Below are 24,694 nucleotides of genomic sequence, written 5' to 3' on the forward strand. Positions count from 1 at the left end.
GCCAAAGAACCAAGCGGCGTGGCTTACAAGATGCCGTGAGACCGCGGGCGCGAGGAAACATGCAAGTGGAAACATCATGACGTCACCGATCGCAGGCGGCGTGGATTGCGACCTGCATCCCGCAGTGCCCCATCTGACCAGCCTGCTGCCGTATATGAACGAATACTGGCGCGACCAGGTGACGACGCGCGGCATGACCGATCTGGTGTCGCAATCCTATCCGGCCAATTCGCCGATCAGCGCGCGCCCCGATTGGCGTCCGGCGCAGGGCAAGCCCGGCTCCAGCCTCCGCGACATGCAAAAGCAGGCGCTCGATCGGTTTCAGGTCAGCTACGGCATCTGCAATCCCTTGTATGGCGTGCAGATGGTGTTTTCCGAGGACATGCAGGACGCCTTCTGCCGCGCGCTCAACGACTGGCTGGTGAAAGAGTGGCTCGACAAGGATTCCCGTCTGCGCGGCTCGATCGTGATCCCGACCCAGAGCGTGGAAAAATCAGTCGCCGAGATCGAGCGCTGTGCCAAAGACCCGCGCTTCGTTCAGGTACTGATGCTTGTGATGGGCGACATGCCGCTCGGCAAACGCGCCTATTGGCCGATCTATGCCGCCGCCGAGCGGCTCGGGCTGGCCGTCGGCATCCACGCCGGCTCCGCCTATCACAATCCGCCGACCTCGGTCGGCTGGGGTTCCTATCATGTCGAGGATTACGTCGCGCAGGCGCAGGCGTTCCAGACCCAGTTGACCAGCCTGATCGTCGAGGGCGTGTTCGCCCGGCATCCGAAGCTGAAGATGGTGATGCTGGAAAGTGGCTTCACTTGGCTGCCGTCATACCTGTGGCGGCTGCACAAGTTCTGGCGCGGGGTGCGGATGGAAACGCCCTGGGTCGACCGCGCGCCGCTGGAAATTGTGCGCAGCAACATCCGCTTTTCGCTGCAGCCGGTCGACGCGCCGCCGGATCCCGCCACGTTAAATCGCCTGTTCGACCATATGCAGTCGGACGAATTGCTCCTATTCTCAACCGACTATCCGCACTGGCAATTCGACGGCGACGAGGTGCTGCCGGAGGGCATTTCGCAAGATCTTGTTCGCAAGATCATGATCGACAATCCGCACGCAACCTATCCTCGTCTCACGCAGCCCGCGCTCAAGGAGGCAATGCCATGAATGTGCAGTTTCGCGCCGACCCGGCCGCTTCCACTAGCGTCAAGACCGCGATCGCCGATTGCGACATCCATCCCGCGCGCGCCACCGGGACCGAGCTTTATCCGTTCCTGGCAAAGCGCTGGCATTCGCATCTCGAAACCTACGGCAAGCACGCCTATCAGGGCATGATGGAAGGCCCGCCCTATCCGAAGGCGCAGCCGAACGCCTCGCGCCGCGACGCCTATCCGCCGGAAGGCGGCAAACAAGGCTCCTCGCTGTCCTTCATGCAGAAGCAGCTGCTCGACCCCTACAATGTCGCGCTCGGCGTGCTCAATCCGCTCGACACCGGGCAGGGCCTGCGCAACCACGATCTCAGCGCAGCATTGGCGACCGCGATCAACGACTGGCAGATCGAGAAATGGACCAGCAAGGATTCGCGTCTCAAAGGTTCGATCGTCGTTGCCAATGAACACGGCCCCACCGCCGCCGCCGAGATCCGCAAGCGTGCCGGTGACAAGAACTTCGTGCAGGTGCTTTTGCTGAGCCGCAATGTCGAGCCGCTCGGCCAGCGCCGCTACTGGCCGATCTATGAAGCGGCGCAGGAGATCGGCCTTCCCGTCGGCGTCCATGCCTTCGGCTTCGGCGGCAATCCCATCACCGCGTCCGGCTGGCCGAGCTTTTACATCGAGGAGATGGTCGGCCATTCGCAGTGCCAGCAGACGGCGCTCGCAAGCCTGGTGCTCGAGGGCGTGTTCGAGCGCTATCCCAAGCTGAAGATGGTGATGATCGAGGCCGGCTTCGGCTGGGCGCCGTCGCTTTCCTGGCGGCTGGACAAGAGTTTCGACCGGCTGCGCAGCGAGGTGCCGCATTTGAAGCGCCGTCCGTCGGAATATATCCGCGATCACATTTGGTGGACCACGCAGCCGATGGAAGATCCGGAACGGCGCGAGCATCTGTTCGAAGTGATCGAGTGGATCGGCTGGGACAAACTGTTGTTCGCCACCGACTATCCGCACTGGGATTTCGACGAGCCGTCGCGGGTGCTGCCCGCCGGCGTCAGCGACGCCAACAAGCAGGCGTTCTATCTCGACAATGCGAAGAAGCTGTACGGGATAATCTGATGGCGCGACATGTCATTGCCCCGGTGGACGAGTTGCCGCCGGGCACACGAAAATTTCTCACCATCGACGAGCGGCCGATCGCGATCTTCAACGTCAAGGGCGAGTTCTTCGGCCTGTTGAACCGCTGCCCGCATCAGGGCGCGGCCTTGTGCGAAGGCCCGCTGATCGGGCTCGCGACTTCCTCTGATCCCGGCGAGATCGAATATACCAAGTTGGGCGAGATCATCCGCTGCCCCTGGCACGGCTGGGAATTCGATATCCGCACCGGGCAGTCCTACTGCGACCCCAAGCGCTTCCGCGTCAAAGCCTATCCCGTCAATGTCGAGCCCGGCACCAATGTGGTGAAGGGGCCGTATGTTGCCGAAACGATCGCGGTGTCGGTCGAGAGCGATTACGTGGTGGTCGATCTGTAGCGGCCGCCGTTCCCGTGAACGCCGGCCGCATCGCCATCAAACAGCGTCTTTGGCAACCTTCAGCGGCGACGCCTTGACCGACTTGCTGGCCGGCTTGGCCGCGAACTCCATCGGCTCTTTCGTGAACGGATTGATGCCGATGCGGGCTTCAGTCGCCGGCTTGTTGACGACAGACATTTTGACGAAGCCGGGAATGACGAACTCACCGGATTCATTCAGCTCCTTGTAGCCGACGGTGGCCATCTGCTCGATGACGGCCTTGACGTCATTCTTGGAAAGCTGCGTTCCCTCTGCGATTGCATCGATCAACTGATTCTTGGTCATCTTGGCCATTGAAAATTACCTTTCTGTGTGTGGGGGAGAACGGATTGAAGCGCACGCGCTACGCTGGTTGCATAACTCGGTCTGGAGCGCGGCAAGGCCACGCAAATCGCTTCCCGTTCATGGCTGCGGTCATGAAAGCTACCGGGCTTAAAACCTATCGACGCCCAAAACGCAAGGCGTAGATAGGCCTGTGGGGAACCGCTTCCGGATCGATCGGCACCTGCAAGAGGCTGGTAAAGTCGCTGATACCACTGGCGTCCTGCGAGGTCAGGCGCTGATAATTCTGCCCGGATCATTGCAATGACACAACAAAATCCCGCTGTCGCGATGACAGATGCAGGCAACAGTCGTTAGCTTCGCGCTATGTGCCTGCCGTCGACATGGATATTCAATCGCTTCATGAAAAACCCGGACGCATAAATTTCCACAACCCGGTTGGCTTCTGCCGTCTTCAACGCGCCACACAGCAAGGCCGTGCGGCTGTAAAGAGACACACCGGAGGACGATTCAACCAGCTGCCCATCGATGTACAGCTTCAAGATCATCCGTCCCGCCTTCTCCATATCCGGGACCGCGCTGCATGCGATCTGATGTCCTTCGAAGATCGTCTCCACTTCTTCGGTAAAACACACCCATGGCTTGATCTGCTTTATCCTGTTGCCCACCGAAATTGGCGGAGCTCGTCCCGAAACGTCGCCCTTGCCGCTATGGCTTCAATGTCCCTTGCAGCAGCTTGATGCCGTCGGCGAGCGCGCGCTGCATCAATAGCGTATCGACGCCGTAGGCGATCATGCGAAAGCCTTTGGCGCGGAAATCGCGCGCCCACTTTTCGTCGCCGGCGAGGAAGCCTGGTGTCTTGCCGTGTTTCTCGCAGGCCTTGACCAGCCTATCGACAGCGCTGTGGAATTTCGGATTGTCGAACTGCCCCGGGATGCCCATGAAGTTCGTCAGATCGTAGTGGCCGAGCCAGACCACGTCGACGCCATCGACCGCCGCGATCGCATCGACGTTCTCGATGCCGTCAGCGGTCTCCACCAGCGCGATCACCATCGTGCGCGCATTCGCCTCGGCGATCTTGTCGGTCTCGGCGCCGCCGGCATAGTCGTCATGTGCCGCGACATTGAATGCGGCGCCGCGACGCCCGACGGGCGGATATTTCGTGCAACCAACGATGGCCCTGGCCTGCTCAGGCGTTTCGACCATCGGCACCATGATGCCCATCGCGCCGATGTCGAGCGCGCGGGCGATGTGATGATAGTCGCCGGAGGGAACGCGCACCAGCGGCACCAGGTCGAGCCCGCGGCAGAATGCGAACTGCGCCTTCATGGTCTCGAAGCCGACGCCCGAATGCTCCATGTCGTAGAGGATGAATTCGGCGCCGGCCTCGCGGCAGATCGAAGGATAGCCGGGCGTGAAGAACTCGAACGTCATCGTTCCGAACGCGCAGCCGCCGGCCGCAAGCCGTGGTTTGATTGGGTTTGGACGCAACGGATTTCTCCCCGATATGTTCACGCGCCCGGCATGGCGAACACGGCAACGCAGCCGGGCCACCGATCTGATATCCTGCGCCGCGAGGGCTGGTCCAGCCTCTCACGCAGATACGCGTTAGGTTATATTGATGCGTCGCATGCGCAGCAATTGAACCAAACGATTTTGTTCGTTTCGCGGGAGCGATCATGAAGAAGTGTCTTCTGGTGACGATCCTGGTGGCTCTCACCGCTACGGCTGCGGGGGCGCAGGCTCCCACCCAGGACGCACTGATCGCCCGCGCGAAATCATTCGAACTCGATACGCCCTATGTGCCGCCGCCAGGCGATCCCCTGATGCATCATGCCGCCGGATATGCGAAGGTCATGTGCTCAGCTGTATTCTTGACCGGCCTTGCGCCCGATTTCGCGGCCGGAAATGTCGGGTTTTTCACGGCGCCCTACCGGCAGCGCGCGAAGCTTGGCAAGCCGGTCATCGATCGCCTCAACAAGGCGGTCCACGTCACGCTCCCTAACGGCGTGACCCGGACGGCCAAATATCTCGGCAGCCAGGGGTGCGTCACGCTGCCGATCGGCGAGAGCGCCATGAGTTTCAAGCCGGTCGCCGTCACCAGCCGATTGCCCGATCCCGCGACCCAATTGTGGCCCATGGGCGATATGCTGCCGCAGGATCCGTTGCCGGCAGAAATCGACGCCGAGAAACTCAAAGCTGCCGTGAATGCCGCGTTCCAGCCGGCCGAAGCATTGACTGCGGCGTTCGTTGTGACGTGGAAAGGCCGCCTCATTGCCGAGCGCTACGCGGAAGCCGTTACGGCGCAGACGGCGCTCGAAGGCTGGTCCATGGGCAAGAGTGTTACGGCAACGCTCTTTGGCATTCTGGTCAAGGACGGCGTCTACGATTTGAACCAGCCGGCACCGGTCCCTGAATGGCAAACGCCCGGCGACCCGCGCGCCAAAATACGCATTGCAGATCTTCTTCACATGTCGAGCGGGCTCCGGATCAGGGCGCCCCAAGACCCGGATTATGACCCAACCGGGCCTTACCCGGATCACGTCTATCTTTATACCGGCGGCGTCGATTCCTTTCGCTACGCGGCAACACGGCCATTGCAATGGCCTCCCAACACGGTCGGACGCTATCGCAACACCGATCCGGTCCTGATCAACTATCTGATCCGGCTCGGTGTCGAAAAACGCGGCGGCGAATATCTCTCATTTCCTCAGCGGGTGCTGTTCGACAAGCTCGGCATCCGTACCATGGTGATCGAAACTGATCCGTTCGGAAATTTTCTGGGGCAAGGTTATGAGGTGGGCTCCGGGCGCGATTGGGCGCGGCTTGGCAATCTCTATCTTCAGGGCGGCGTCTGGAACGGTGAGCGCATTCTCCCGGAGGGCTACACCACATTCGTCAGCACGCCTGCGCCGGCCTGGGCCGCGGACAATCGGCCGATCTATGGCGCTTTTTTCTGGCTCAACGGCGACCGGCAATATCCAGTCCCGCGCGATGCCTATTACATGGCGGGCGCTGGCGGGCAGACCACGCTGATCATTCCCTCGCACGATCTCGTCGTCGTGCGTCTCGGGCACTCTCGGGGCGAATCTTACGCCGCTTCAGGCTTCGACAAGGCGCTCGCGCTGTTGATCGAGGCCGTGCCAAGAGCACAAAAGCCCGGGGCTCAGAAGTGAAACATGCCAAAGTCGCGCACCTGCGGTTGCTGTGAGCAGCGCTACGTCCCCGCACACCATCCGCGGGCATTACTGCGCCAGAAATCCAAATGCGACAATCGCAGCCACCATGCTCGCGAAAATCAGCAGTGCCGGAAGGGATTTTCGGATCACTGGCCTCGTCGAATCGCGCGCGGCCGGCAGACCGGGCTGAGGTTTGGGCCGTCTCTGGGGCCGCACGTCTTTGCCCTCTGACGTTGCGGTGCGGGCCTGTGGTTCCGGGGCCGTGCCCACGCCTCCCATCTCGCTGTAATAGGCGCCATAGACCTCGCGAACGGCCAGGGCCGTGGACTCGGCCTCGCTCATCGTCTCGAGCCGGATTCTATAGTTGGTCAGAAAGCTCTGAGCGTTTGACGGAAGGTCATCGAAACCACCGAGCTTGGCCATCATGAGCCAGGTGGCAAAATCCGCCTCGGCTTTCGTGCGAGCTTTCTTGGCGATACTGGTCTTGGAGCTAGGGGACATGGTGGTCCGATTGGTTTGTGCGCCCAAACTCGCCGGCGTTCATGGCGATCGTTGGACAGTTCGCACGTCCGAGTTTGGCACGTTTGAGACATGCCGCGGTGCTCGATTATGTCTGCTTGTGGGGTAGACCGGAAGTGGCGCGAATGCCGCAAAGCCGACCTAAAGATAAGTCCGCGGCCAGCTCGCGGATCGGCGAGAGGCCGTGGGTAACCCGTGCGGCTACGCCGCCGGCGGTCCGAACCATGTGGCCCGGTACCATCCTGTTCGGCACACAGACAAGACAAGCCACGGGCCGTCTCCGTTGGCGGCCTCTTGCATATCAGGTCAAGCAGGGAATGTCCCTTTTTGGCCGGGTCAGTATTCCATCGCAGGCCATGGATGAAGTACGTGTCGTCCGTCCTTGACGAACGTGAAGTAATGACCGCCGCCCGCGGGTTGGTCGTGCGTTCGATCAATCGCAAAACCGGAATAGTGGCAGAACAATAGAGTCCCTACAGCGCCGTGGTCCACCAAAAGTACGTCGCCCGTTTGCCTTTAGCTCTCCGCTGGAGATGATCTGCGTTGTTCCCGATAGCCATCCAGCATTCGCCAGCGCTTCGGTGCGCATTCTTCCGATCTCACTCAATCCCCAGTTCGGAACGGGGAGAGACGGATCTATCTTCACCTGCGGATGGGTAAGGTATCGTATGTGAGTGTTCATGATCTGGATGATGCGGCAACGAAGGCTTGTCCGCAACGGGCCTTTCTCGGACCTCGCGCTGCGGGACGTTGCTTCTCTCCGCGTCATTGCGACCCGGTGGCTCGCAATGACGGCTGAGTGCGACATTCTGACCCGACGGGCAAATCACTTCCGATTTGCGGAAGTCGTGTCAAGCCCCGATATAAAAAATATTTCTGTTTACCAGAATGAAAATCAGGTGCATATCTTTGGCCATCCCGTCCTGGTCAGAAGGGCGTCGGCCGTCGTCACGGACGTTGGGCGGGTTGCGGTGGACGCTGGTTTGCGCTGAGACGATGGCGTGGATCGAGCGTACGGCAAAACCGTGTGGTCCTGGCACCCGTTGCCGGTGTCAAGCTGTCGGAGAAGCGCAAGCGGAAACGGCAGTGACGGAGTCAACCAAGAACTCGTCTCCGGAGAGAGCACGGCATAAGCCGTAAAGCCATTGCGCAGGGAAGGCCGGGTGTTCTCCGCTGCCCTGTATGCTCGTGTGCAGCCTACTTAGTGCAAACCGCACACGGGACCGCGGGTGCAGCGCGCACCCGGTCTTCCCTGCGCCCTCAGTTTGAAGAGGGCAAGGAGTTTTTGGCAAAGCTCGGGCGCAATGCGTCGCGAGAACGCGAAGTTGCGTTTTGAATGATTGCGCATCTACAATCACGGCCGTCGTCCCGGGCTTGACCCGGGACCCATACGCCGCGGCCCGTCGGCGAGAACGCCGGCGTTAGATACCTTCCCAAACAACGAGCGCCGCGGCGTATGGGTCCCGGCTCAAGGCCGGGACGACGAGTGGGGAGAACGGAGCACAATGACGGTGTCAAACATGCCCCATCATCCGCCGTTCCCGCGCATAACGCACCAGGGCGACGAACCGATAAATGCCGTGCACGAACTTTCCATAAGGCATGGTGATGAACAGCGAGAACACCACGCCGAGATGCAGCGCCAGTAGCGGACCCATCGCCGGCGTTGCGCGCAGGAACAAGAGCGCCATGCCGGTCAGGCTGGTCAGGAACAGCATGACGATGAACGCGACATCCATGCCGAGGCGTTTTTCATCGACCAGCACAGGATCGCGCTTCCATTTTTCGAGGAGCAGTCCCACGGGCCCGATCAGCAAGCCAATGCCGCCGAGCGTACCCAACACGACAGGCAGGTCCCACCACGGATAGGGCGCCTGACGCGCCAGAAAATAATGATAGAGCGTCGCGACACTGGTCGAGGCAAAGCACAGCCCAAAACCATAGAAGGTGAGGTGGTGATAGATCTTGCGGCGGTCGGTCGGGCGATCGTCCTCGTTGAAGCAGCCGACGCCGCCGCCATCGAGATAACGCAACTCGCCGGCGTCGCGGATCGCCTGCCAGATCGAGCCCGCATCGGCGCGCATGCCGACGGGCTCGCCGATATCGCGCCAGAACGCGCGCACGCCCATGACCAGCGCCACGATCGCATAGAGGAAGGCGGCGCCGAACAGCGCCGCCATCGCGTTGTGCGGCATCAATTTGTAGAACGCGCCGGGGCCGGTGTGGACGCCGAACAGCACTTGCCGGTCGTGGAAGGCGGCAAAGCCGAAGATGAAGGCGGCGACGCTGAGCGCGGCAACGATGCTGATCACGAGGCCGTTGCGCGCGAAGGCGCCGGAAAAGGCGCGGGGCCAGACGTAAGCTGCGTAGGATTCGTTCCGCGCGACGGCAAGCGTCTGCGGCACATTGACGTTGAATTCATGCGGCGGCGAGAACTGGCAATCGGTGTAGCACGCGCCGCAGCCGTGGCAGAGGTTGGCGAGGTAATTGAGGTCGCCGTCGGAAAACGCGCGGCGCATTTCCATCGCCGGAAATACCGCGCAGAGCCCCTCGCAATAGCGGCAGGAATTGCAGACCGTCATCAGGCGGTCCGCCTCCTCCAGAATTCTCGTTCCGTGCATTGCGCGGTGCTCTCTTCCGTAAAGTATGCGTTACTTGGTGAGGCCCTTGCCCTCGAGCCATTTCTGGATCAGGGCTGCGACCTCGGCATTGTTCTTGTCCATCATCACCATGTGCGAATTGCCCTTGATGCCGGCCTTCGGCAGGTCGACGACATCGACGCTGCCGCCGGCGGCCTTGATGCTTTCCGCAAAGGCGACGCCGGTGGCGCGGATCTTCGGCCAGCGCGCGTCCTGTTCGATATAGTCGCCATAGACCATCAGCGTCGGAATGTTCTTCAAGCTTTCGACCTTGGCGGGATCGCCGACCCCCGCGGGTTCGATCGCGATCAGCGCCTTGACCTTGTCGGGCCGCGCCTGCGCCACCTTGAAGCCGAAACTGCCGGCCTGGCTGTGGAACAGGATGACGGAGGGGCCGACACGATCGATCTCGGCGATATAGGCGGCGATGATCGCATCATCCGTGGTGGTCCAGCGCGGCACGTTCTGCTTGACGAAGTTCTCATAGCCGTCGTTCGGGAACTGGTTGCCCGGCAACAGCTTGCGCTTGGCTGGATCGGCATTGTAGGACCCGGCGCCGTCGCCGATGCGAAAGCGTTCGAACGGATTGGCTGTGGTGAGGAACACCGGCTCGCTCTTGAAGATATCGGGATATTGCGCCCAACCGGCGCGGCCGCGCTCGACCGCATCCGAATTGTAGACGGCCCAGCCCTGGCGCAGAAAATAGTTCAGCCAGCCCTCGCGTCCGTCCGGCGTGGTCTCATAGGTGACGCCGGTCAGGCCACCGCCGTGCCACATCAGCAGTGGATAGGCGCCCTTCTCAACGGCGGGCAGAAAATACTGCACGTACATCTGCTCGACCTGGTAGGTGCCGTTCGGGTCGACCTTGGCGGGCACGCCGCCCGGCGTGAACGTCACTTCCTTGACCGGCTTGCCGGAGATTTCAACCAGCCGGCCGCCGACATGGAACGAGCCCATGTCGCGCAACGCGATCGGCTCGGCGGCATTGGCCGCGCCCATCATCAGGAGCGCTGCAACGGATACAAACGCAAATCGCGACATGAACCCTCCCATGAGTCTTGGCGGCCGTTAGTTTCTCGCATTTTTCGCCGCTTCCCGTCCCGCCACCCGTCCGAACACGCTTCCGATGGTCATGCCGATGCCGGCGGCATAACCCTTGCCGAGCACGTTGCCGGCCATGATCTCGCCGGCGGCGAACATGTTGGCGGAAGGCTTGCCGTCCTTCATCAGCATGCGCGACTGCTTGTTCACGCGGGTGCCGAGATAGGTAAACGTAATGCCGGGCCGCACCGGATAGGCGAGGTACGGCGCGGCCTCGATCTTGCGCGCCCAATGCGTTTTCTGCGGCGTGATGCCTTCGGTGCGGCAGTCATCCAGGATAGTGTGGTCGAACGTGCCGGGCTGCACCGCGGCGTTGAAATCGGTGATGGTCTTCTCCAGCGCCGCCGGATCGAGTTCGAGTTTTCCCGCGAGTTCGGCGATGGTGCCGCCCGCGATCGGCGGGAACAGCGTCGGCATGAAGCTCGTGACCACGGCCGAATCGAAAATGATGTAGGCGATCTGGTCGGGCTGGGCCGCCACCAGCCGGCCCCAGATCGCGTACCGCTTCGGCCAGATGTCCTCGCCCTCGTCGTAGAAGCGCTGGGCGTGCTTGTTGACGACGATGCCGAACACGACCGAGTCGTGCCGCGTGATGATGCCGCCGTCGAACTTCGGCGCCCGGGCGTCGATCGCGACCGCATGGCATTGCGTGGGATCGCCGATGTCCTGCACCCCCTTGGCCAGCAGCATTTTCAGGATCGAGCCGCGGTTATAGGGCGTGCCGCGAATGAGAAAGTTGTCGGCCGCCTCGCCCCAATACTCCTTGAGCCATTCGATGTTGGCCTCAAACCCGCCGGCCGCGGCGACCAGCGCCGAGGCGCGGATTTCGGTGGCCCCATCGATCGGCTGCTTCAGGTGAGCCGCCAGGAACATGCCGTCCTCGATGTGGAGATCAGCGACCTCCGCGTCATAGAGGATCTGGACGCCAAGCTGTTCGGCGGTCAGATACAGCGCGTTGAGCATCGCGCGGCCGCCGCCGAGGAAGAACGAGTTGGTGCGGCCGAGGCTGAGCGTGCCGCCGAGCGACGGCTGCCAGCGCACGCCCTGTTCGACGATCCAGTCCAGGATGTCCTTGGACTCCCGGATCATGAATTTTGCCAGCTCTTCGTCGGTCTCGCCGCCGGTCACCAGCAACAGGTCCTGCCAGAATTCCTCTTCGGTGTAGGGTCCGGTGAGAATGTCGGTCGCCGCGTCATGGGCGCAGCGCATGTTGCGGGTGTGGCGGGTATTGCCGCCGCGGTAGAATTTCGGCGCGCCTTCCAGCACCAGCACCGAGGCGCCGGCCCTGCGGGCGCTGATCGCGGCGCACAGCGCGGCGTTGCCGCCACCGATCACCAGAACATCGAACCTGCGTTTCAAATCCACCATGCGCTCTTGTTATCGTTGTTTGCATGGAAATCAAATTGGCGGACGCGCGACATGCGACAATGTCGGATACGGCGCGCATCGCGGAATGATCCGTTAGGGTTTCCCTGCAATGTTCTAGGCGGGAACGGCGTCGCGGGTCGCGATGGTTTCTCCGCCGCGATAGATCGCGAGCGCTGCGATGATGCCGAGCGCCGCGGCGCACATCAGCCAGTAGGCGGGGGATGCCTTGTCGCCGGTGCGACCGATCAGCCAAGTCGATGCAAATGGCGTAAACGTTCCGAACAGGCCCGCGGCGAGCGCAAAGGCCAGCGAGAAACAGGTGGTTCGGACATGCGCCGGCACCACCTCGACCAGCGCGCCCAGCATGGTGCCGCTGTAAACGCCGAAGTAGAACGAGAACATCATTTCGACGGCCAGCATCTTGCCGAAGGTGGGCGCCGCGATCAGCCAGTGCAGTGCCGGATAGGCGGTCAGCAGGGCCAGACATGCAATCGCCAGCAACACCGGCTTGCGCCCGATCCGGTCGGACAGCGCGCCGCCGACCGGATTCCAGATGAAATTGGTGACGGCCACCAAGAGGGTGACGAGGAGGGCGTCCGGCGTCGACAGCTTCAGCACGGTCTTGCCGAAGGTCGGCGTGTAGACGGTGACGAAGTAGAAGGTCGTCGTGGTCAACACCGCCATCATCATGCCGAGAACGACGATGCGCCAGTTCGCCACCGCGGACGCGAACACCTCCGATGCGCTCGGATGCTTTTTCATGGCCAGGAAGGCGGGCGTCTCTTCCAGCGTCCGCCGCAGCACGAAAATGAAGGGAATGATGAGGCAGCCGATGAAGAATGGAATGCGCCAGCCCCACGCCGCAACCGTTTCGGCCGGCATCACCTCGCTCAGCACGTAGCCGAGGATCGCGGCAACAAAAATCGCGACCTGCTGGCTGGAAGATTGAAACGAGGTGTAGAAGCCCCGGTTGCCGGGTGTGGCGATCTCCGCCAGATAGACCGAGACGCCGCCGAGTTCGACGCCGGCGGAAAATCCCTGCAGCAGCCGGCCAAGCAGCACGATGATTGGAGCGGCGATGCCGATCGTCTCATACCCCGGACAGAAGGCGATCACGACCGTCCCGATCGCCATGATGGCGAGCGTCACGATCAAACCCCGGCGCCGGCCGATGCGGTCGATATAGGCGCCGAGCACGATGGCACCGACCGGGCGCATCAGCGCGCCGAGCCAGAACACACCGAACGCGTTCAGCAGCGCCGCCGTTTCGTTCTGGGCAGGAAAGAACGCCTTCGCGATGGCGCTGGCGTAAAATCCGAACAGGAAGAAATCGAACTGCTCGAGGAAATTGCCGCTGGTCGCACGCAGGATGGCGCAGATACGCGATTTGATTTGCGGTATTTCCGAACCACTTGCCTGCGCCATGACGCCGTCCTCCCGCTGTGTTGCCGCCGGCGCAAAAAGTCTCGTTCACCGAGACAGTTAGCCTGCTTGGTGCGACAATTTGGCACAGTTGGGCGTGGCGGCAACCCGCAAAACGTGGAGGGTGCCCTGAGAACGGGGAATGTCGGCCTTTCAGGGTTTGTTCTGCACCGAGGCAACCAGCCATTGCCGGAACGCCGAGAGTTTCGGCGGGTCGGTTCGTCCCGCGGGCGAGACCAGATAGAATCCGGCGTCGGTCGGCAGCGTGATCTTGAAGGGCACGACGAGGCGCCCCTTGGCGATGTCGTCCTCGACATAGGCCGAGCGGCCCATCGCGACGCCGAGGCCGTCGATCGCGGCCTGCACCGTCATGAAGATGAGATCGAAGGTCACGCCCGGCTGTTTGGAAAAGTCCGCCGGCAGGCCGGCCGCTGTCAGCCACAGCCGCCAGTCGTCGCTGTTGAAGTTGCTGGTGTGCAGCAGCACGTGGTCGCGGAGGTCTTCGGGGCATTTCAGCGGCTTGCTGCCCTTCAAGAGATTTGGGCTGCACACCGGAAACAGCTCGTCCGCCATCAGCCAGTCGGCGCGCAACCCCGCCCACTGGCCGCGGCCATAGCGGATCGCGGCATCGACATTGTCGCGCTGGAAGTCGACCAGATTGGTCGAGGTGGTGATGCGCACGTCGATCCCGGGATGGGCTTCCTGGAACGCGGCAAGGCGCGGCAGCAGCCATTTGGCGGCAAGCGAGGCCAGCGTCGAGACCGTCAGCACTTGGTCGTCGTCCTTTCGCAGCAGCCGATCGGTGGCGAGCCGCAGGTCGTTGAAGGCGGCGCGGATGCCGGGCAGGTAATCGACCGCCTGCGGCGTCAGCGTCAGCGCCCGGTTCTGGCGCACGAACAGGCGGACGCCGAGCTCTTCTTCCAGCCGCTTGATCTGATGGCTGATCGCGGTCTGCGTGACGTTCAGCTCGGCCGCGGCCTGCGTGAAGCTCAGATGCCGGGCGGCAGCCTCGAAGGCGCGCAACCCATTCAGCGACGGCAGCCTGGCGGTCATTTCCAGCACTTCCCCAATATATGAGTTTTTATCATCCGAAACGGTACAAAGTGTCGTTTGTGAAAGGCCTCTGGAGCGCAGATATTAGCGACAACAGATTAGAGATAGGAGCTTCAAATGTCTACTTTCACGCATGAATCGATGATAAATCATCATGGACAGAGCCTTTTCAGCCAGGTCGCCGAACTCTTCCATGTCTGGCGGCAGCGCTCGGCGGCTCGCCGGGAACTGGCCAACTGGTCGGACCGGGAACTCCACGACATCGGCGTCTCCCACGGCGATGCCATCTACGAAGCCTCGAAACCATTCTGGCGGGCCTAAAGGCAGCCAGGCCGGCGTCGCCTCATCAGGGGGACGCCGGCCATTCTTTCGGGAGCAATGGGAGCGTGCGATGACGACGATGCGTTTCGACGATCTCAGGCAATATTCGGACGTGCTGCGCGCGCGCAGCGGCGAGGCGCTGAGCGTGCGTTTCGTCGAGCCGCGCGATGCCGAGGCATTGCAAAGCTATTTCCGCGCGCTGACTATCCGCTCCCGCTACAACCGCTTCCTCGGCGCCATCAGCGAACTGCCGCCGTCGGTGCTCGAGGATTTCATCCATATCGGCGAGGCCGACCGCTTCAGCGTGGTCGCGACCATGCTGGTCGACGGCCATGAGATCATCGTCGGCGAAGCCCGCTACGCGTTCGAGAACGGCAGCATCGAATTCGGCCTGTCGGTTGACGACCGCTGGCAGGGCCATGGCATCGGCAAGGCGCTGTTGAAAAATCTCGAATGCCGCGCCGCCTCGTTCGGCGCTGACAGTCTGTTCGGCGACACCCTGCGTTCCAACGAGGCCATGATCGGCCTCGCCCGCAAATCCGGCTACGACTTCATGCCGACCCCCGGCGATTGGAAACTGGTGCGCTTCGCAAAGAATATCGACGTCGAACCGCAAGACATCCCCTGTGCAAGCTGGCGGCTCGCCGCCCTCTCCCGCCAGGCCACTATGTCCTCGGTTGCGGTTTGACGAAACTAGGCCCGGTTCTGGCTGACCAGAACCGGGCTATTTTTATGCCTCGGCTTCCGCCGCATTCACGCAGCCTCCTCACTCCAGTCGGTCGACGTCGAAACCTCGCGCCCGGCCGCGAGCTCCTTCGATTGAAAACCGCGCCAGCCCCGTTTAGCCTAGCCCCACCGAGCGGAGAGCGGCGTATGTCAGTCGATGCTGAATTCGTGCGGAAAATCTTTGCCGGCCTCGAACACGGCGACGGCGCAGCATTCTTTGGCCATGTCACCGACGATGTCGACTGGATCGTGATGGGCACGCATCCGCTCGCCGGCCACTACACATCAAAGGCCGATTTCATCGCCGGGACCTTTGCGAAACTCGGCAAGGTGTTGCCCAATGGCGCGCAATTGCACGTCGACAATCTGATCGTGAATGACGATGTCGCGATTGTGGAGTTGCATTCGGAAGCGACCGCCAGGAACGGTTTTCGCTTCGACAACCACTATTGCTGGGTCTGCTATTTCAAGAACGACAGAATCGTGCGCGTGCGCGCCTACCTGGATTCGGTGATGGTGGCGCGGCTGTTTGACGAAAACCCGATAAGTTAGCCCCTTAACCGCCCCTGAACACCGGCTTGCGCTTCTCGATGAAGGCCTGCACCGCTTCCTTGTGATCCGCCGTCACCTGGGTGCGGATCATGCGTTCGGCTTCATGATCGCGCGCGGTGGCGAAATCGAACATCAGGGCTTCGTCGAGATTGTCCTTCATATAGCGGATCGCGATCGTCGGACCTTCCGCGATCGATTTGGCGAGTGCAAAGGCGTCGGCCTGCAGCCTGTCGTCCGGCACCACGCGGTTGACGAGGCCGATCGTTTCGCACCTGGCGGCATCGACGCGCTCGCAGGTGAACATCAACTCGCGGGCGCGCGAGGTGCCGACGAGGCGCGTCAGCAGCCAGGCGATGCCATAATCGCCGCTCAGCCCAACCTTGAGATAGCCGGTGGACAGGAACGCCGATTGCGCGGCGATACGGATGTCGCAGGCCATCGCCAGCGCAAGCCCGGCGCCGACCGCGGGGCCGGGCAAGGCCGCAATGGTCGGTTTGCGCACCGAGACCAGGGCGCCGGTCAGCAGGCGCTGCCGTTCCTGCAGATCGGCGACCCGCTCGTCATGCGACATATCGAGCTTCTTTTTGTCGCGGTTGGCGCCCATGCCCTTGACGTTGCCGCCGGCGCAGAACGCCGTGCCGGCGCCGGTGAGCAGCAGCGCGCCGACTTCGGGATTCTCGCCGCAGGTCTTGATCATGTTGCGCAGCGCCGGCGTCAGATGATCCGACATCGCGTTGCGCGCCTCGGGGCGGTTCAGCGTGATGATGGCGACGCGGTCGCGGATCACGCACAGCAATTCATTGGTGCCGGTGTCGACGGTGGTTTCAGTGGCCATGATTCCCCCAGTTATTGTTCTTCGTAGGGTGGGCAAAGCGAAGCGTGCCCACCATTGACGCTCATTCCGGCGATAGATGGTGGGCACGGCGCAAGCGCGCCTTTGCCCACCCTACGCATTCCCTAAAACTTCTCCACCCACGGCCGCAATTCCAGCTCCCAGGTCCAGGCGCTGCGCGGCTGTTGCAGCACGTTCCAGTAACTCAACGCAATGGCGTCAGGGTCGAGCATCGAATCAGGCCGATCGGCGGGCTCGGCGCGCGCGGCGCTGCGGATGCCGCCGTCGATGACGAAATGCGCGACGTGAATGCCTTGCGGCGATAGTTCACGCGCCAGGCTCTGGGCGAGGCCGCGCAGCGCGAACTTGCCCATCGCGAACGGCGCCGATTGCGGATAGCCCTTGACGCTGGCGGAAGCGCCGGTGAACAGGATCGCGCCATGTTTATTCGGCAGCATGCGCGTCACCGCCTGCTGCGCCACGAGAAAACCACCGAAGGCGCTGACCGCGATCGCGTTGGCGACGTCGGCCGGCACCAGGTCGGTGAAGGGGCCGCGTGCCCGCCCGCTGGCGTTATAGACGACGACATCGGGTGTCGCGATCTCGCGCTCGACCTGACCGAACAGCCGTTCGACGTCGTCCGCATTGGTGGCGTCGCAGGCATAGGCGCGGGCTCCGGTTTCGGTGCACAGCGCGCCGAGCTTTTCGATTTTGCGGGCGGCGAGCGCGACGCGGATTTTCTCCCGGGCGAACAATCGCGCCAGCGATGCGCTCAATCCCTCGCCGGCACCGACGATCAGGGCGGTTTTGTAGGTTGGCGGGGTCGGCATGGCGGCTCTCCAGAAATGACCGGGAACAGGTATTTAGGGGCGTAATTCCGCCAGACAACCGTCAGGTCATGGCGAGGCTGATACCCGTCCGCCATGGGGTGCCCCTCCAATTATGCTTGTTGACGGCTTGATCGCCGGCGTTATCGGTAGATGATCAATATCGGGCGGAACGAACAAGAGATAAATATGCAGCAGCCTCTCACGCACGATCGCAGCACGGCCGCGGCCGATAAGCCGGGATTGCTTGCGCCGGACACATCCGGCATGAACTTCTACCGGGCGGACCCGGCGCTGACCGATCTGCTGCGGCTGCATCTGCCGGAGGCGTTGTTTCGCCACATCGAACCGCATCTCGACCGGCTTGGCGAACTCGCCGGCGGTCACCTCGACGAATGCGCACGGCTGGCTGATCGGCACACGCCGGTGCTGCATCAGCGCGACCGCTTTGGCCGCGATTCCCAGTATATCGAATATCATCCGGCCTATCGCGAGTTGGAGAAGGCCGCGTTCGGCGAGTTCGGCATTCACGCGCTGTCGATCCGCAAGGGCATCATGGGATGGCCGGACAAATATCCTGTCGTCGCCAAGCACGCCTTTACGTTCCTGTTCAATCAGGCCGAGTTCGGCCTCGGCTGCCCGATCAACGTCACCGACGGCTGCGCCAAGCTGTTGAATAATTTCGGCAGCGAGGCGCTGAAGGCGCGATATCTCGACGGCCTGACGCAGACCGACATGAGCAAGCTGACCCAGGGCGGCCAGTTCATGACCGAGAAGGAAGGCGGTTCCGACGTCGGCACGCTCACCACGACGGCCGTGCAGGAGGGCGATCACTGGCGGCTGCATGGCGAAAAATGGTTCTGCTCCAATGCCGACGCCGAAGTGGTGATGTTGCTGGCGCGCCCGGAAGGCGCAGGGCCCGGCACGCGTGGCGTCGGTCTGTTCCTGATGCCGCGGCGGCTTGAGGATGGGTCGCAAAATCACTACCGGATCGTGCGTCTGAAGGACAAGCTCGGCACCCGCTCGATGGCTTCGGGCGAGATCAAGCTGGAGGGCGCGATTGCCTATGCCGTCGGCAAGCTCGATCGCGGCTTTGTGCAAATGGCCGAGATGGTCAATTCCTCGCGGCTTTCCAACGGCGTCAAATCCACCGCGCTAATGCGGCGCGCGCATCATGACGCGATGACGGTGGCGCGAAATCGCGTGGTGTTCGGCCAGCGCATCATCGACCTGCCGCTGGCGCGGCGGCAGCTGATGAAGATCATGCTGCCGACCGAACAGGCGTTGTCGATGAGTTTTCTCACCGCTGACGCGCTTGATCGCGCCGAAGCCGGCAGCCAGGACGCGGCAGCATTGCTGCGGATCCTGACGCCGACGCTGAAATTCCGCGCCACCCGGGATGCCCGCAAGGTGTGCGGCGATGCGCTCGAGATGCGCGGCGGTATCGGCTACATCGAGGAATTCGCCACCCCGCGATTGCTGCGCGATGCACATCTCGGTTCGATCTGGGAAGGTACGGGCAATATCGTCGCGATCGATGCGCTGAAGCGCGCGGTCGGCCGCCACGGCGCGGACGCGGCGCTATCAGCCGATCTCCATGCCCGCCTCGACGACAGCGCCAATGTGCCGCAGGCTTGGCGCAGCCGCCTGCGCGAACTGACAGATCGCGCGGTTGGTTTTGCGCGCGAGGTCGCCAGCAAGTCGGACAATGAGGGCGACGCGCGGCGTGCCACCAGCCTGCTTTATCATGTCGCCAGCGCCGTGGCCTTGGCATGGGAGGGCGGCCGCATCCATGAGATGCGCGGCGACGCCAGACGGCTGCTGCTTTCGCGCATGGTGATCGATCATCGGGTCTCTGCGTCAGATCCGTTCCGCTTGGCGGAAAATGCCACGCAGCGCGCGATCACGGAGCACCTGCTCGGCGAACGCGCGGTAGGGATGGCCGAGGTTGGCGAATTGCTCACCGCAGCGTAGGCTGCCGGCCACGCTGATATTCAAGAATAACAATCAAGGGAGTACCCGATGAAGGCCGCCGTCCTGCATGAAGTGAACCAGCCGCTCGTGATCGAGGATGTCAGCGTGCCCAATCCCGGTCCGCGCGAAGTCTTGATCCGCACGCGTGTCGCCGGCCTCTGTCATTCCGACCTGCACTTCATGGAAGGGCTTTATCCGCATCCGCTGCCCGCCGTGCTCGGCCATGAATCGGCCGGGGTGGTCGAAAAAGTCGGCTCGGACGTCACCTATGTGAAGCCCGGCGATCACGTCGTGACGTGTCTATCGGTGTTCTGCGGCACTTGCGACAATTGCACCACCGGCCGCACAGTGCTGTGCACCGACACCACGGTGAAGATGCTGCCGGGCGTGTCTAACCGGCTGTCCTGGGCGCGCTCGGAGAAACTCAACCAGTTCCTCAATCTGTCGTCGTTCGCCGAGCAGATGCTGGTGCACGAAAACGCCATCGTCAAAATCCGCAACGATATGCCGCTCGAACTGGCCGCGCTGATCGGCTGCGGCGTCATCACCGGTTACGGCGCGGTCGTGAACACCGCCAAAGTCACCGCCGGCGAAACGGTCGCGGTGATCGGCTGCGGCGGCGTCGGCATGGCCGCGATCAACGGCGCTGCGATCGCCGGCGCCGGCCGCATCATCGCGATCGACACCAATCCCGCCAAACTGCAACTGGCGACCAAGCTCGGCGCCACCGACATCGTCGATCCCCGCAATGGCGACGTCGTGCAGCAGGTACGCGAACTCACCAAGGGCGGCGTCAACCATTCCTTCGAAGTGCTGGGCCGCAAGGAGACCGCGGAGCAGTCGTTCGCGATGCTGGCCGCTGGCGGTACCGCGACCATCGTCGGCATGATCCCGTTCGGCCAGAAGATCGAGCTGCACGGCTTCGACTTCCTGCGCGAGCGCAGAATCCAGGGCTCCTCTATGGGCTCCAACCATTTCCGCGTCGACATGCCCCGCCTGGTCGAATTCTACATGCGCGGCAAGCTGCATTTGGAAGACTGGATTTCGGCCAAGCTGAAACTGAGCGAGATCAACGAAGGCTTTGCCAACATGAAGGCGGGGAAGACGGTTCGAAGCGTGATCATGTTCGATGCGTAGCATCCGTCGTCCCGGCCTTGAGCCGGGACCCATACGCCGCGGCGGACGTGGCTAAGCAAGGAAGATAACGACCAGGCGTGCAAAAGCAATTGCCGCTGGTGGTTATGGGTCCCGGCTCAAGGCCGGGACGACGCCTGCGGTTTTGGCACCTACCGCGACACATGCGCTGATACGGCCAGCCATTTCCCGTTCTGCTTCGCCCAGCAATCGGTATACCGTCCTTGCGCTTCGTGCCCGTCCGCCGTCGTATAACGCGTCGCAGCGTGGATGATCGCGAAGTCGCCGAGCACGCGGATTTTGACGTCTTCGGCCCGCAGATTCCGGATCGTCACCGGAACGGCGGTCTGCTTGAGGAAGCCCGATCGGTCGACCAGCGACTTGTCGGGATTGGAGCAGTAGAAATCCGGCGCCAGAATCTGATCGAAGCGTTTGACGTCGCTGTTCTGCACCGAGTCGATATAGTCGCGGTTCAGCGTGGTGAGTTGTTCGATGTCGTTACTCATGGGGTCTCCCCTATTTCATTCCGTCATTGCGAGGAGCGAAGCGACGAAGCAATCCATGCTTCCTTTGCGGCACGATGGATTGCGTCGCTACGCTCGCAATGACGGTGTTGCCGTTGCTAGCCCTTCAATCATCCAACATCGGCGGCGGCTTGAACCCGCCGAATTCGCGCTCGATCAGTTCGGCAAGCTTCAAGGGCGTGCGGTCTTCCAGCCAGGGGCCGACGATTTGCACGCCGATCGGCAACCCATCCGGCGCGAAGCCGGTCGGGATCGCGGTGGAAGGCAGGCCGGGCAAGGTGGCGATGCCGGGCCAGGCCAGCTGATCCGGATAGACGTAATCCCTGCCGTCGATCCTGATGCGCCGTTGTTCCTGGTCGGCTGAATGATCGTGCGGATAGGCCGGCGTCGGCATGATCGGGCAAATCACGGCGTCGAACGTTCGGAACAGCTCGCGCCATTGCGCCCGCAGACGCACGCGCCCGCCGTCGGCCATCAGCCAGTCGCGATGGCTGAGCGCGATGCCGCGCAGGCGCTCGGCGCCAAGGCTCATATCGTCCGCTGGAAGTGAGGCCGCGGCAGCTTGCGCGTCGGCATAGACCTCGGGCGCAAAGGACGCCGCGAGGAACGACAGCAGCATCCGCATATAGAGCCGGGATGATGCGGCGAAGTCCGGCAGTAGCCGGCTTTGCCGCTCGACCTTGACGCCGGCCTTGGCGAGATTGGCGGCAAGTGCTTCCAGCGTTCCGCGCACGATCTTGTCGGTCGGCATCAGCGGATCGGTATCGATCAGCAGCACGCGGAAATCCTTCAACGCGTTGTGGCGTGCGGCCGGCAGCTCGAGCTTGTAGCCCTTGCCGGCGTCAAGCGGATCGGGGCCGGCCATCACGTCGAGCAGCAGCGAGAGATCGGCCGCGCCGCGCGCCATCGGTCCGATCACGGAAAGGTCGCGATTGGACGGCAGCGGCGGCAAGGGCGGCGGTGTGTGGCCGCGCATGGCCACGAGGTCGAAGGTCGGCTTGTGCGCATAGATGCCGCAGTGAAAGGCCGGCACGCGCAAGGAGCCGCCGATGTCGGAGCCGAGCGACAGCGCGCCGTAGCCGGCCGCGAGCGCCGCCGACGATCCGCCGGACGAGCCGCCCGGCGTGCGGCCGAGATCGAACGGATTGTTTGTCGTGCCGTAGATGTCGTTGTAGCTCTGCCAGTCGGCGAGCCCGACCGGCACGTTGGTCTTGCCGAGGATCACGCCGCCGGCAGCCTTGACGCGGGAAATAGGCAGCGCGTCTTCGGTTGGCTTGAAGTCCTTCTGTGCCGGATTGCCCCAGGTCGTGGGCAGGCCCGCGACATTGAAGGATTCCTTCACTGTCATGGGGATGCCGAGCAGCGGCTTGCTGACGCCGCGCGCCAGTTCCGCATCGGCGGCACGCGCAGCGGCGAGGCCGCTGTCGAAATCGCGCACGCAGATCGCGTTGATCTTGGCATCGTGCCGCTCGATGCGGCCGATCGCGTCCTGCGCCAGCTCGACGGCGGAAACTTTTTTCGCAGCGAGCGCTGCCGACAGTTCGACGGCGGTCTTGAAACTCCATTGCGACTTGGCCAAGGCTTGCTCCCGGTCTGTTCTTGATGCGGCGCGGATGATGCTCAGTTTGGCGGGGCGCCGCAAGAGCAATAGCTGTACATCGGCAGCGCGGTTCTGTTGACAGCTATTGGCGAGCGCGCCGCTCGCGCTGTAGTCTCGATCAACACGTCTTGAATTCCCGAAGAAAAATCAAACGGCGAGGAATCCATGCCACCGACCGCGAACCGAAAGTTTCCCGCGCTGTCCACCAAGCGGCTGACGTTGCGGGCTGCGACTCCAAAGGATGTTCCAGCGTTTCGGGCGCTGATGTCGGTTCCCGATGTAACGCGTTTTTCCAACTGGCCCGATGCACCATCCACGGCGCAAGTCGAACGGTCCGTGCGCTGGATGTCCAGGCTCCACGGCTCCGGCAAGGGTTGTGGCTGGATCATCGAGATCAGCGGCACAAGGGCACTGGCCGGTGCGATCCGCTTCAACAGCATCGAGAAGAAATGGCGGTGCGGCCAGATCGGCTACGAGCTGCATCCGGACTATTGGGGCAAGGGCCTGATGACGGAGGCGGTGCGGGCCGTGGTGGCGTACGGACATCAGACGTTCAGGCTCAATCGCATCGATGCCTGGACGTTGCCCGGCAACGCCGCGTCCGACCGCGTGCTGGAAAAGTCAGGCTTTCAGTATGAAGGCACCATGCGGCAGAAAGCCTGGTTCAAGGGCGCGTTCCATGACTTTCGAATGTTCGGCCGGATCGCGGCGGATGCTCTGAATCCGAAATGAGCCGCCGCAAACCGCTAGCTGACAGATTTGGCCTTTTCCAAAAACTGCAGCAGCAGCCGGCTGACTTCTGCTGACTGTTCCTGCTGTACCCAATGGCCGGCGCCATCGACGAGATGACAGCCGATCATGTTGGTGCAGGCTTTTGACTGCATAGCCTCGAACACGCCGGGGCGCTGGTAGGTGCCCCAATCCTGCTTGCCCGAGATGAAGGCCGAGGGCACGTCGATGGTGCGGCCCGACCAGGTCTGCAATTCAGGCAGAAACGCGCCGGACGTGCCGCAGCGATACCATTGCAAGCCGCCCTGAAAACCGGTGCGGGTATATTCGGCGCTGTAGAACGAGAGTTCGCTGTCCGGCAGCCATGTGTTCGCGGCGATGGCGGCGGCAGAGGGCATTTCCTCGGCGACGGTCGCGGCCATGTCCTTTACAAAATCCATCACATAATAGGTCGGCAGTTTGGCGATTTCGGCCGCCGTCCATGATTTCAGCGGATAGGGCGCGTTGTCTTTCCAGTCCGCGCTCTTGTGATGGTAGTAGGCGCGCAGGAAATCATGCATGCCCTGCGGCGCGTGATGCATGTTGGCGTTGGCCTCGCGCGTCGAATAGTACCACTGGTAATGTTTGCGCGGCCTCGGCAGCGCCGCCAACTCGCGATGGATGGGGTCTTCCGCGGCCGGCTTGGCCGGTGCATCCGCGGTGTTGAACGGCAGCGCCGGCGGCCCTGCGAACGGTGCGCTCATCAGCGCGACCGACCGGAACACATCCGGCCGCAGCAGCGCGCACCAGGCCGCGACCGACGAGCCGAAATCATGCCCGATCACGGCATCGACGCTTTTGTAGCCGAACGCCGACACCAGCCCGAGCGCGTCGCGCACCAGGTTGGTCAGCCGGAACGAGGCGAGATCGCCGTCGTAATTGGCATCCCACCCCGTGGTGCGGCCATAGCCGCGCTGGTCCGGCGCGATCACGTGATAGCCGGCAGTCGCCAGCTGCGGCATCACCTTGCGCCAGCTGAACGCGAGCTCGGGAAAGCCGTGCAGCAGCAGCACGCAGGGCCGGCCTTTGGTTTCGAACCCGGCTTCGAGCACGTGCATGCGCAGCCCGTTGATACCGTCGACGTAACGCGAGCGGATGCCGGAGGGGAGCGGGATGTCGGGGAGATCAGCCATGGGTTCTCGCCTTTCTTCCCCTCTCC

25 protein-coding genes are annotated in these 24,694 nt (G+C 62.6%); 11 read left to right on the forward strand and 14 right to left on the reverse strand.

All coding sequences use genetic code 11. The features are described from left to right. Positions 1 to 76 precede the first annotated feature (76 nt). From JQ558_RS25540 to JQ558_RS25550, 3 genes are read left to right on the forward strand one after another with little or no spacing between them, the layout of a single operon-like run. Positions 77 to 1,162: an amidohydrolase family protein gene (locus JQ558_RS25540; RefSeq protein WP_212295531.1), complete on the forward strand. Its 1,086-nt coding sequence runs from the start codon at positions 77 to 79 to the stop codon at positions 1,160 to 1,162. Further along, entirely contained in the window at positions 1,159 to 2,262 is a 1,104-nt protein-coding gene (locus JQ558_RS25545; protein WP_212295532.1) for an amidohydrolase family protein, read from the forward strand. The genes JQ558_RS25540 and JQ558_RS25545 overlap by 4 nt, the downstream gene beginning before the upstream one ends. Beyond that, on the forward strand, positions 2,262 to 2,675 hold the full coding sequence (locus JQ558_RS25550; protein WP_211999336.1) for a Rieske (2Fe-2S) protein: 414 nt from the start codon (positions 2,262 to 2,264) through the stop codon (positions 2,673 to 2,675). Before JQ558_RS25545 ends, JQ558_RS25550 begins: the two co-directional genes overlap by 1 nt. A gap of 36 nt (positions 2,676 to 2,711) precedes the next feature. Here JQ558_RS25550 and JQ558_RS25555 read toward each other — a convergent pair whose 3' ends face one another. The 3 genes from JQ558_RS25555 to JQ558_RS25565 form a co-directional block, all read right to left on the reverse strand. Then, positions 2,712 to 3,008 (reverse strand): HU family DNA-binding protein, encoded by a 297-nt coding sequence (locus JQ558_RS25555; RefSeq protein ID WP_212295533.1) that lies wholly within the window; start codon positions 3,006 to 3,008, stop codon positions 2,712 to 2,714. A gap of 341 nt (positions 3,009 to 3,349) precedes the next feature. After that, positions 3,350 to 3,664 carry a hypothetical protein gene (locus JQ558_RS25560; RefSeq protein ID WP_212295534.1) on the reverse strand — a complete coding sequence of 105 codons (315 nt, stop codon included), beginning with the start codon at positions 3,662 to 3,664 and terminating at the stop codon, positions 3,350 to 3,352. A gap of 40 nt (positions 3,665 to 3,704) precedes the next feature. After that, a complete protein-coding gene (locus JQ558_RS25565; RefSeq protein WP_212276574.1) occupies positions 3,705 to 4,487 on the reverse strand; it encodes an HpcH/HpaI aldolase/citrate lyase family protein in 783 nt (260 codons plus the stop codon). A gap of 188 nt (positions 4,488 to 4,675) precedes the next feature. Between JQ558_RS25565 and JQ558_RS25570 the strand changes: the two genes are divergently transcribed. Continuing rightward, on the forward strand, positions 4,676 to 6,172 hold the full coding sequence (locus JQ558_RS25570; protein WP_212295535.1) for a serine hydrolase: 1,497 nt from the start codon (positions 4,676 to 4,678) through the stop codon (positions 6,170 to 6,172). 69 nt (positions 6,173 to 6,241) lie between these two features. Here JQ558_RS25570 and JQ558_RS25575 read toward each other — a convergent pair whose 3' ends face one another. Beyond that, positions 6,242 to 6,676, reverse strand: coding sequence for a hypothetical protein (locus tag JQ558_RS25575; protein WP_212206843.1), 435 nt, complete (start codon positions 6,674 to 6,676; stop codon positions 6,242 to 6,244). A gap of 698 nt (positions 6,677 to 7,374) precedes the next feature. Between JQ558_RS25575 and JQ558_RS25580 the strand changes: the two genes are divergently transcribed. After that, positions 7,375 to 7,686 (forward strand): hypothetical protein, encoded by a 312-nt coding sequence (locus tag JQ558_RS25580; RefSeq protein ID WP_212295536.1) that lies wholly within the window; start codon positions 7,375 to 7,377, stop codon positions 7,684 to 7,686. Between the two features lie 522 nt (positions 7,687 to 8,208). Here JQ558_RS25580 and tcuB read toward each other — a convergent pair. The 5 genes from tcuB to JQ558_RS25605 all read right to left on the reverse strand — a co-directional run bounded on the left by tcuB (position 8,209) and on the right by JQ558_RS25605 (position 14,277). Continuing rightward, positions 8,209 to 9,315, reverse strand: a complete 1,107-nt coding sequence (tcuB, locus tag JQ558_RS25585) for a tricarballylate utilization 4Fe-4S protein TcuB (RefSeq protein WP_212206041.1) — start codon at positions 9,313 to 9,315, stop codon at positions 8,209 to 8,211. 30 nt (positions 9,316 to 9,345) lie between these two features. Next, complete coding sequence (locus JQ558_RS25590) at positions 9,346 to 10,374, reverse strand: esterase (protein ID WP_212295537.1); 1,029 nt, start codon at positions 10,372 to 10,374, stop codon at positions 9,346 to 9,348. Between the two features lie 27 nt (positions 10,375 to 10,401). Continuing rightward, entirely contained in the window at positions 10,402 to 11,802 is a 1,401-nt protein-coding gene (gene tcuA, locus JQ558_RS25595) for an FAD-dependent tricarballylate dehydrogenase TcuA (protein ID WP_212295538.1), read from the reverse strand. Between the two features lie 114 nt (positions 11,803 to 11,916). Then, entirely contained in the window at positions 11,917 to 13,227 is a 1,311-nt protein-coding gene (locus JQ558_RS25600; protein ID WP_212295539.1) for an MFS transporter, read from the reverse strand. Positions 13,228 to 13,377: 150 nt separating this feature from the next. Continuing rightward, the gene (locus JQ558_RS25605; protein WP_212206049.1) at positions 13,378 to 14,277 is read right to left on the reverse strand and encodes a transcriptional regulator GcvA; all 900 of its coding nucleotides are present in this window, start codon (positions 14,275 to 14,277) and stop codon (positions 13,378 to 13,380) included. Positions 14,278 to 14,394: 117 nt separating this feature from the next. Here JQ558_RS25605 and JQ558_RS25610 point away from each other — a divergent pair, with 117 nt between their 5' ends. The 3 genes from JQ558_RS25610 (at position 14,395) to JQ558_RS25620 (ending at position 15,876) form a co-directional block, all read left to right on the forward strand. Further along, entirely contained in the window at positions 14,395 to 14,598 is a 204-nt protein-coding gene (locus JQ558_RS25610; RefSeq protein ID WP_212206051.1) for a DUF1127 domain-containing protein, read from the forward strand. 70 nt (positions 14,599 to 14,668) lie between these two features. Then, positions 14,669 to 15,286: a GNAT family N-acetyltransferase gene (locus tag JQ558_RS25615; RefSeq protein ID WP_212206053.1), complete on the forward strand. Its 618-nt coding sequence runs from the start codon at positions 14,669 to 14,671 to the stop codon at positions 15,284 to 15,286. A gap of 185 nt (positions 15,287 to 15,471) precedes the next feature. Then, positions 15,472 to 15,876, forward strand: coding sequence for a nuclear transport factor 2 family protein (locus tag JQ558_RS25620; RefSeq protein WP_212206055.1), 405 nt, complete (start codon positions 15,472 to 15,474; stop codon positions 15,874 to 15,876). Between the two features lie 4 nt (positions 15,877 to 15,880). Here JQ558_RS25620 and JQ558_RS25625 read toward each other — a convergent pair whose 3' ends face one another. Both JQ558_RS25625 and JQ558_RS25630 read right to left on the reverse strand, forming a co-directional pair. Beyond that, a complete protein-coding gene (locus tag JQ558_RS25625; RefSeq protein WP_212295540.1) occupies positions 15,881 to 16,711 on the reverse strand; it encodes an enoyl-CoA hydratase in 831 nt (276 codons plus the stop codon). Between the two features lie 122 nt (positions 16,712 to 16,833). Next, the gene (locus tag JQ558_RS25630; RefSeq protein WP_212295541.1) at positions 16,834 to 17,538 is read right to left on the reverse strand and encodes an SDR family NAD(P)-dependent oxidoreductase; all 705 of its coding nucleotides are present in this window, start codon (positions 17,536 to 17,538) and stop codon (positions 16,834 to 16,836) included. A gap of 186 nt (positions 17,539 to 17,724) precedes the next feature. Between JQ558_RS25630 and JQ558_RS25635 the strand changes: the two genes are divergently transcribed. Together JQ558_RS25635 and JQ558_RS25640 are read left to right on the forward strand one after the other, a co-directional pair. Continuing rightward, complete coding sequence (locus JQ558_RS25635; protein ID WP_212275919.1) at positions 17,725 to 19,509, forward strand: acyl-CoA dehydrogenase family protein; 1,785 nt, start codon at positions 17,725 to 17,727, stop codon at positions 19,507 to 19,509. Between the two features lie 48 nt (positions 19,510 to 19,557). Beyond that, positions 19,558 to 20,646: a Zn-dependent alcohol dehydrogenase gene (locus JQ558_RS25640; protein ID WP_192737061.1), complete on the forward strand. Its 1,089-nt coding sequence runs from the start codon at positions 19,558 to 19,560 to the stop codon at positions 20,644 to 20,646. 149 nt (positions 20,647 to 20,795) lie between these two features. On the opposite strand, the gene JQ558_RS25645 is transcribed toward JQ558_RS25640, so the two are convergent. Together JQ558_RS25645 and JQ558_RS25650 are read right to left on the reverse strand one after the other, a co-directional pair. Next, entirely contained in the window at positions 20,796 to 21,149 is a 354-nt protein-coding gene (locus JQ558_RS25645) for a nuclear transport factor 2 family protein (protein WP_212206069.1), read from the reverse strand. A 124-nt stretch (positions 21,150 to 21,273) separates the two neighbouring features. Beyond that, a complete protein-coding gene (locus JQ558_RS25650) occupies positions 21,274 to 22,746 on the reverse strand; it encodes an amidase (RefSeq protein WP_212275917.1) in 1,473 nt (490 codons plus the stop codon). A 186-nt stretch (positions 22,747 to 22,932) separates the two neighbouring features. On the opposite strand from JQ558_RS25650, the gene JQ558_RS25655 reads away from it, so the two are divergent. Then, complete coding sequence (locus JQ558_RS25655; protein ID WP_212295542.1) at positions 22,933 to 23,499, forward strand: GNAT family N-acetyltransferase; 567 nt, start codon at positions 22,933 to 22,935, stop codon at positions 23,497 to 23,499. A 14-nt stretch (positions 23,500 to 23,513) separates the two neighbouring features. On the opposite strand, the gene JQ558_RS25660 is transcribed toward JQ558_RS25655, so the two are convergent. After that, positions 23,514 to 24,668 (reverse strand): alpha/beta hydrolase, encoded by a 1,155-nt coding sequence (locus JQ558_RS25660; RefSeq protein ID WP_212295543.1) that lies wholly within the window; start codon positions 24,666 to 24,668, stop codon positions 23,514 to 23,516. Positions 24,669 to 24,694: the final 26 nt, after the last annotated feature.

It is taken from the genome of Bradyrhizobium sp. AUGA SZCCT0160, from assembly GCF_018130105.1.
Lineage (GTDB): Bacteria > Pseudomonadota > Alphaproteobacteria > Rhizobiales > Xanthobacteraceae > Bradyrhizobium.

What these genes read in the sequence shown, in the direction of transcription:
- JQ558_RS25540 (WP_212295531.1), top strand. Translation starts at nt 77, where the DNA reads ATGACGTCACCGATCGCAGGCGGCGTGGATTGCGACCTGCATCCCGCA.
- JQ558_RS25545 (WP_212295532.1), top strand. Translation starts at nt 1,159, where the DNA reads ATGAATGTGCAGTTTCGCGCCGACCCGGCCGCTTCCACTAGCGTCAAG.
- JQ558_RS25550 (WP_211999336.1), top strand. Translation starts at nt 2,262, where the DNA reads ATGGCGCGACATGTCATTGCCCCGGTGGACGAGTTGCCGCCGGGCACA.
- JQ558_RS25555 (WP_212295533.1), bottom strand. Translation starts at nt 3,008, where the DNA reads ATGGCCAAGATGACCAAGAATCAGTTGATCGATGCAATCGCAGAGGGA.
- JQ558_RS25570 (WP_212295535.1), top strand. Translation starts at nt 4,676, where the DNA reads ATGAAGAAGTGTCTTCTGGTGACGATCCTGGTGGCTCTCACCGCTACG.
- JQ558_RS25575 (WP_212206843.1), bottom strand. Translation starts at nt 6,676, where the DNA reads ATGTCCCCTAGCTCCAAGACCAGTATCGCCAAGAAAGCTCGCACGAAA.
- JQ558_RS25580 (WP_212295536.1), top strand. Translation starts at nt 7,375, where the DNA reads ATGATCTGGATGATGCGGCAACGAAGGCTTGTCCGCAACGGGCCTTTC.
- tcuB (WP_212206041.1), bottom strand. Translation starts at nt 9,315, where the DNA reads ATGCACGGAACGAGAATTCTGGAGGAGGCGGACCGCCTGATGACGGTC.
- JQ558_RS25590 (WP_212295537.1), bottom strand. Translation starts at nt 10,374, where the DNA reads ATGTCGCGATTTGCGTTTGTATCCGTTGCAGCGCTCCTGATGATGGGC.
- tcuA (WP_212295538.1), bottom strand. Translation starts at nt 11,802, where the DNA reads ATGGTGGATTTGAAACGCAGGTTCGATGTTCTGGTGATCGGTGGCGGC.
- JQ558_RS25600 (WP_212295539.1), bottom strand. Translation starts at nt 13,227, where the DNA reads ATGGCGCAGGCAAGTGGTTCGGAAATACCGCAAATCAAATCGCGTATC.
- JQ558_RS25605 (WP_212206049.1), bottom strand. Translation starts at nt 14,277, where the DNA reads ATGACCGCCAGGCTGCCGTCGCTGAATGGGTTGCGCGCCTTCGAGGCT.
- JQ558_RS25610 (WP_212206051.1), top strand. Translation starts at nt 14,395, where the DNA reads ATGTCTACTTTCACGCATGAATCGATGATAAATCATCATGGACAGAGC.
- JQ558_RS25615 (WP_212206053.1), top strand. Translation starts at nt 14,669, where the DNA reads ATGACGACGATGCGTTTCGACGATCTCAGGCAATATTCGGACGTGCTG.
- JQ558_RS25620 (WP_212206055.1), top strand. Translation starts at nt 15,472, where the DNA reads ATGTCAGTCGATGCTGAATTCGTGCGGAAAATCTTTGCCGGCCTCGAA.
- JQ558_RS25625 (WP_212295540.1), bottom strand. Translation starts at nt 16,711, where the DNA reads ATGGCCACTGAAACCACCGTCGACACCGGCACCAATGAATTGCTGTGC.
- JQ558_RS25630 (WP_212295541.1), bottom strand. Translation starts at nt 17,538, where the DNA reads ATGCCGACCCCGCCAACCTACAAAACCGCCCTGATCGTCGGTGCCGGC.
- JQ558_RS25635 (WP_212275919.1), top strand. Translation starts at nt 17,725, where the DNA reads ATGCAGCAGCCTCTCACGCACGATCGCAGCACGGCCGCGGCCGATAAG.
- JQ558_RS25640 (WP_192737061.1), top strand. Translation starts at nt 19,558, where the DNA reads ATGAAGGCCGCCGTCCTGCATGAAGTGAACCAGCCGCTCGTGATCGAG.
- JQ558_RS25645 (WP_212206069.1), bottom strand. Translation starts at nt 21,149, where the DNA reads ATGAGTAACGACATCGAACAACTCACCACGCTGAACCGCGACTATATC.
- JQ558_RS25655 (WP_212295542.1), top strand. Translation starts at nt 22,933, where the DNA reads ATGCCACCGACCGCGAACCGAAAGTTTCCCGCGCTGTCCACCAAGCGG.
- JQ558_RS25660 (WP_212295543.1), bottom strand. Translation starts at nt 24,668, where the DNA reads ATGGCTGATCTCCCCGACATCCCGCTCCCCTCCGGCATCCGCTCGCGT.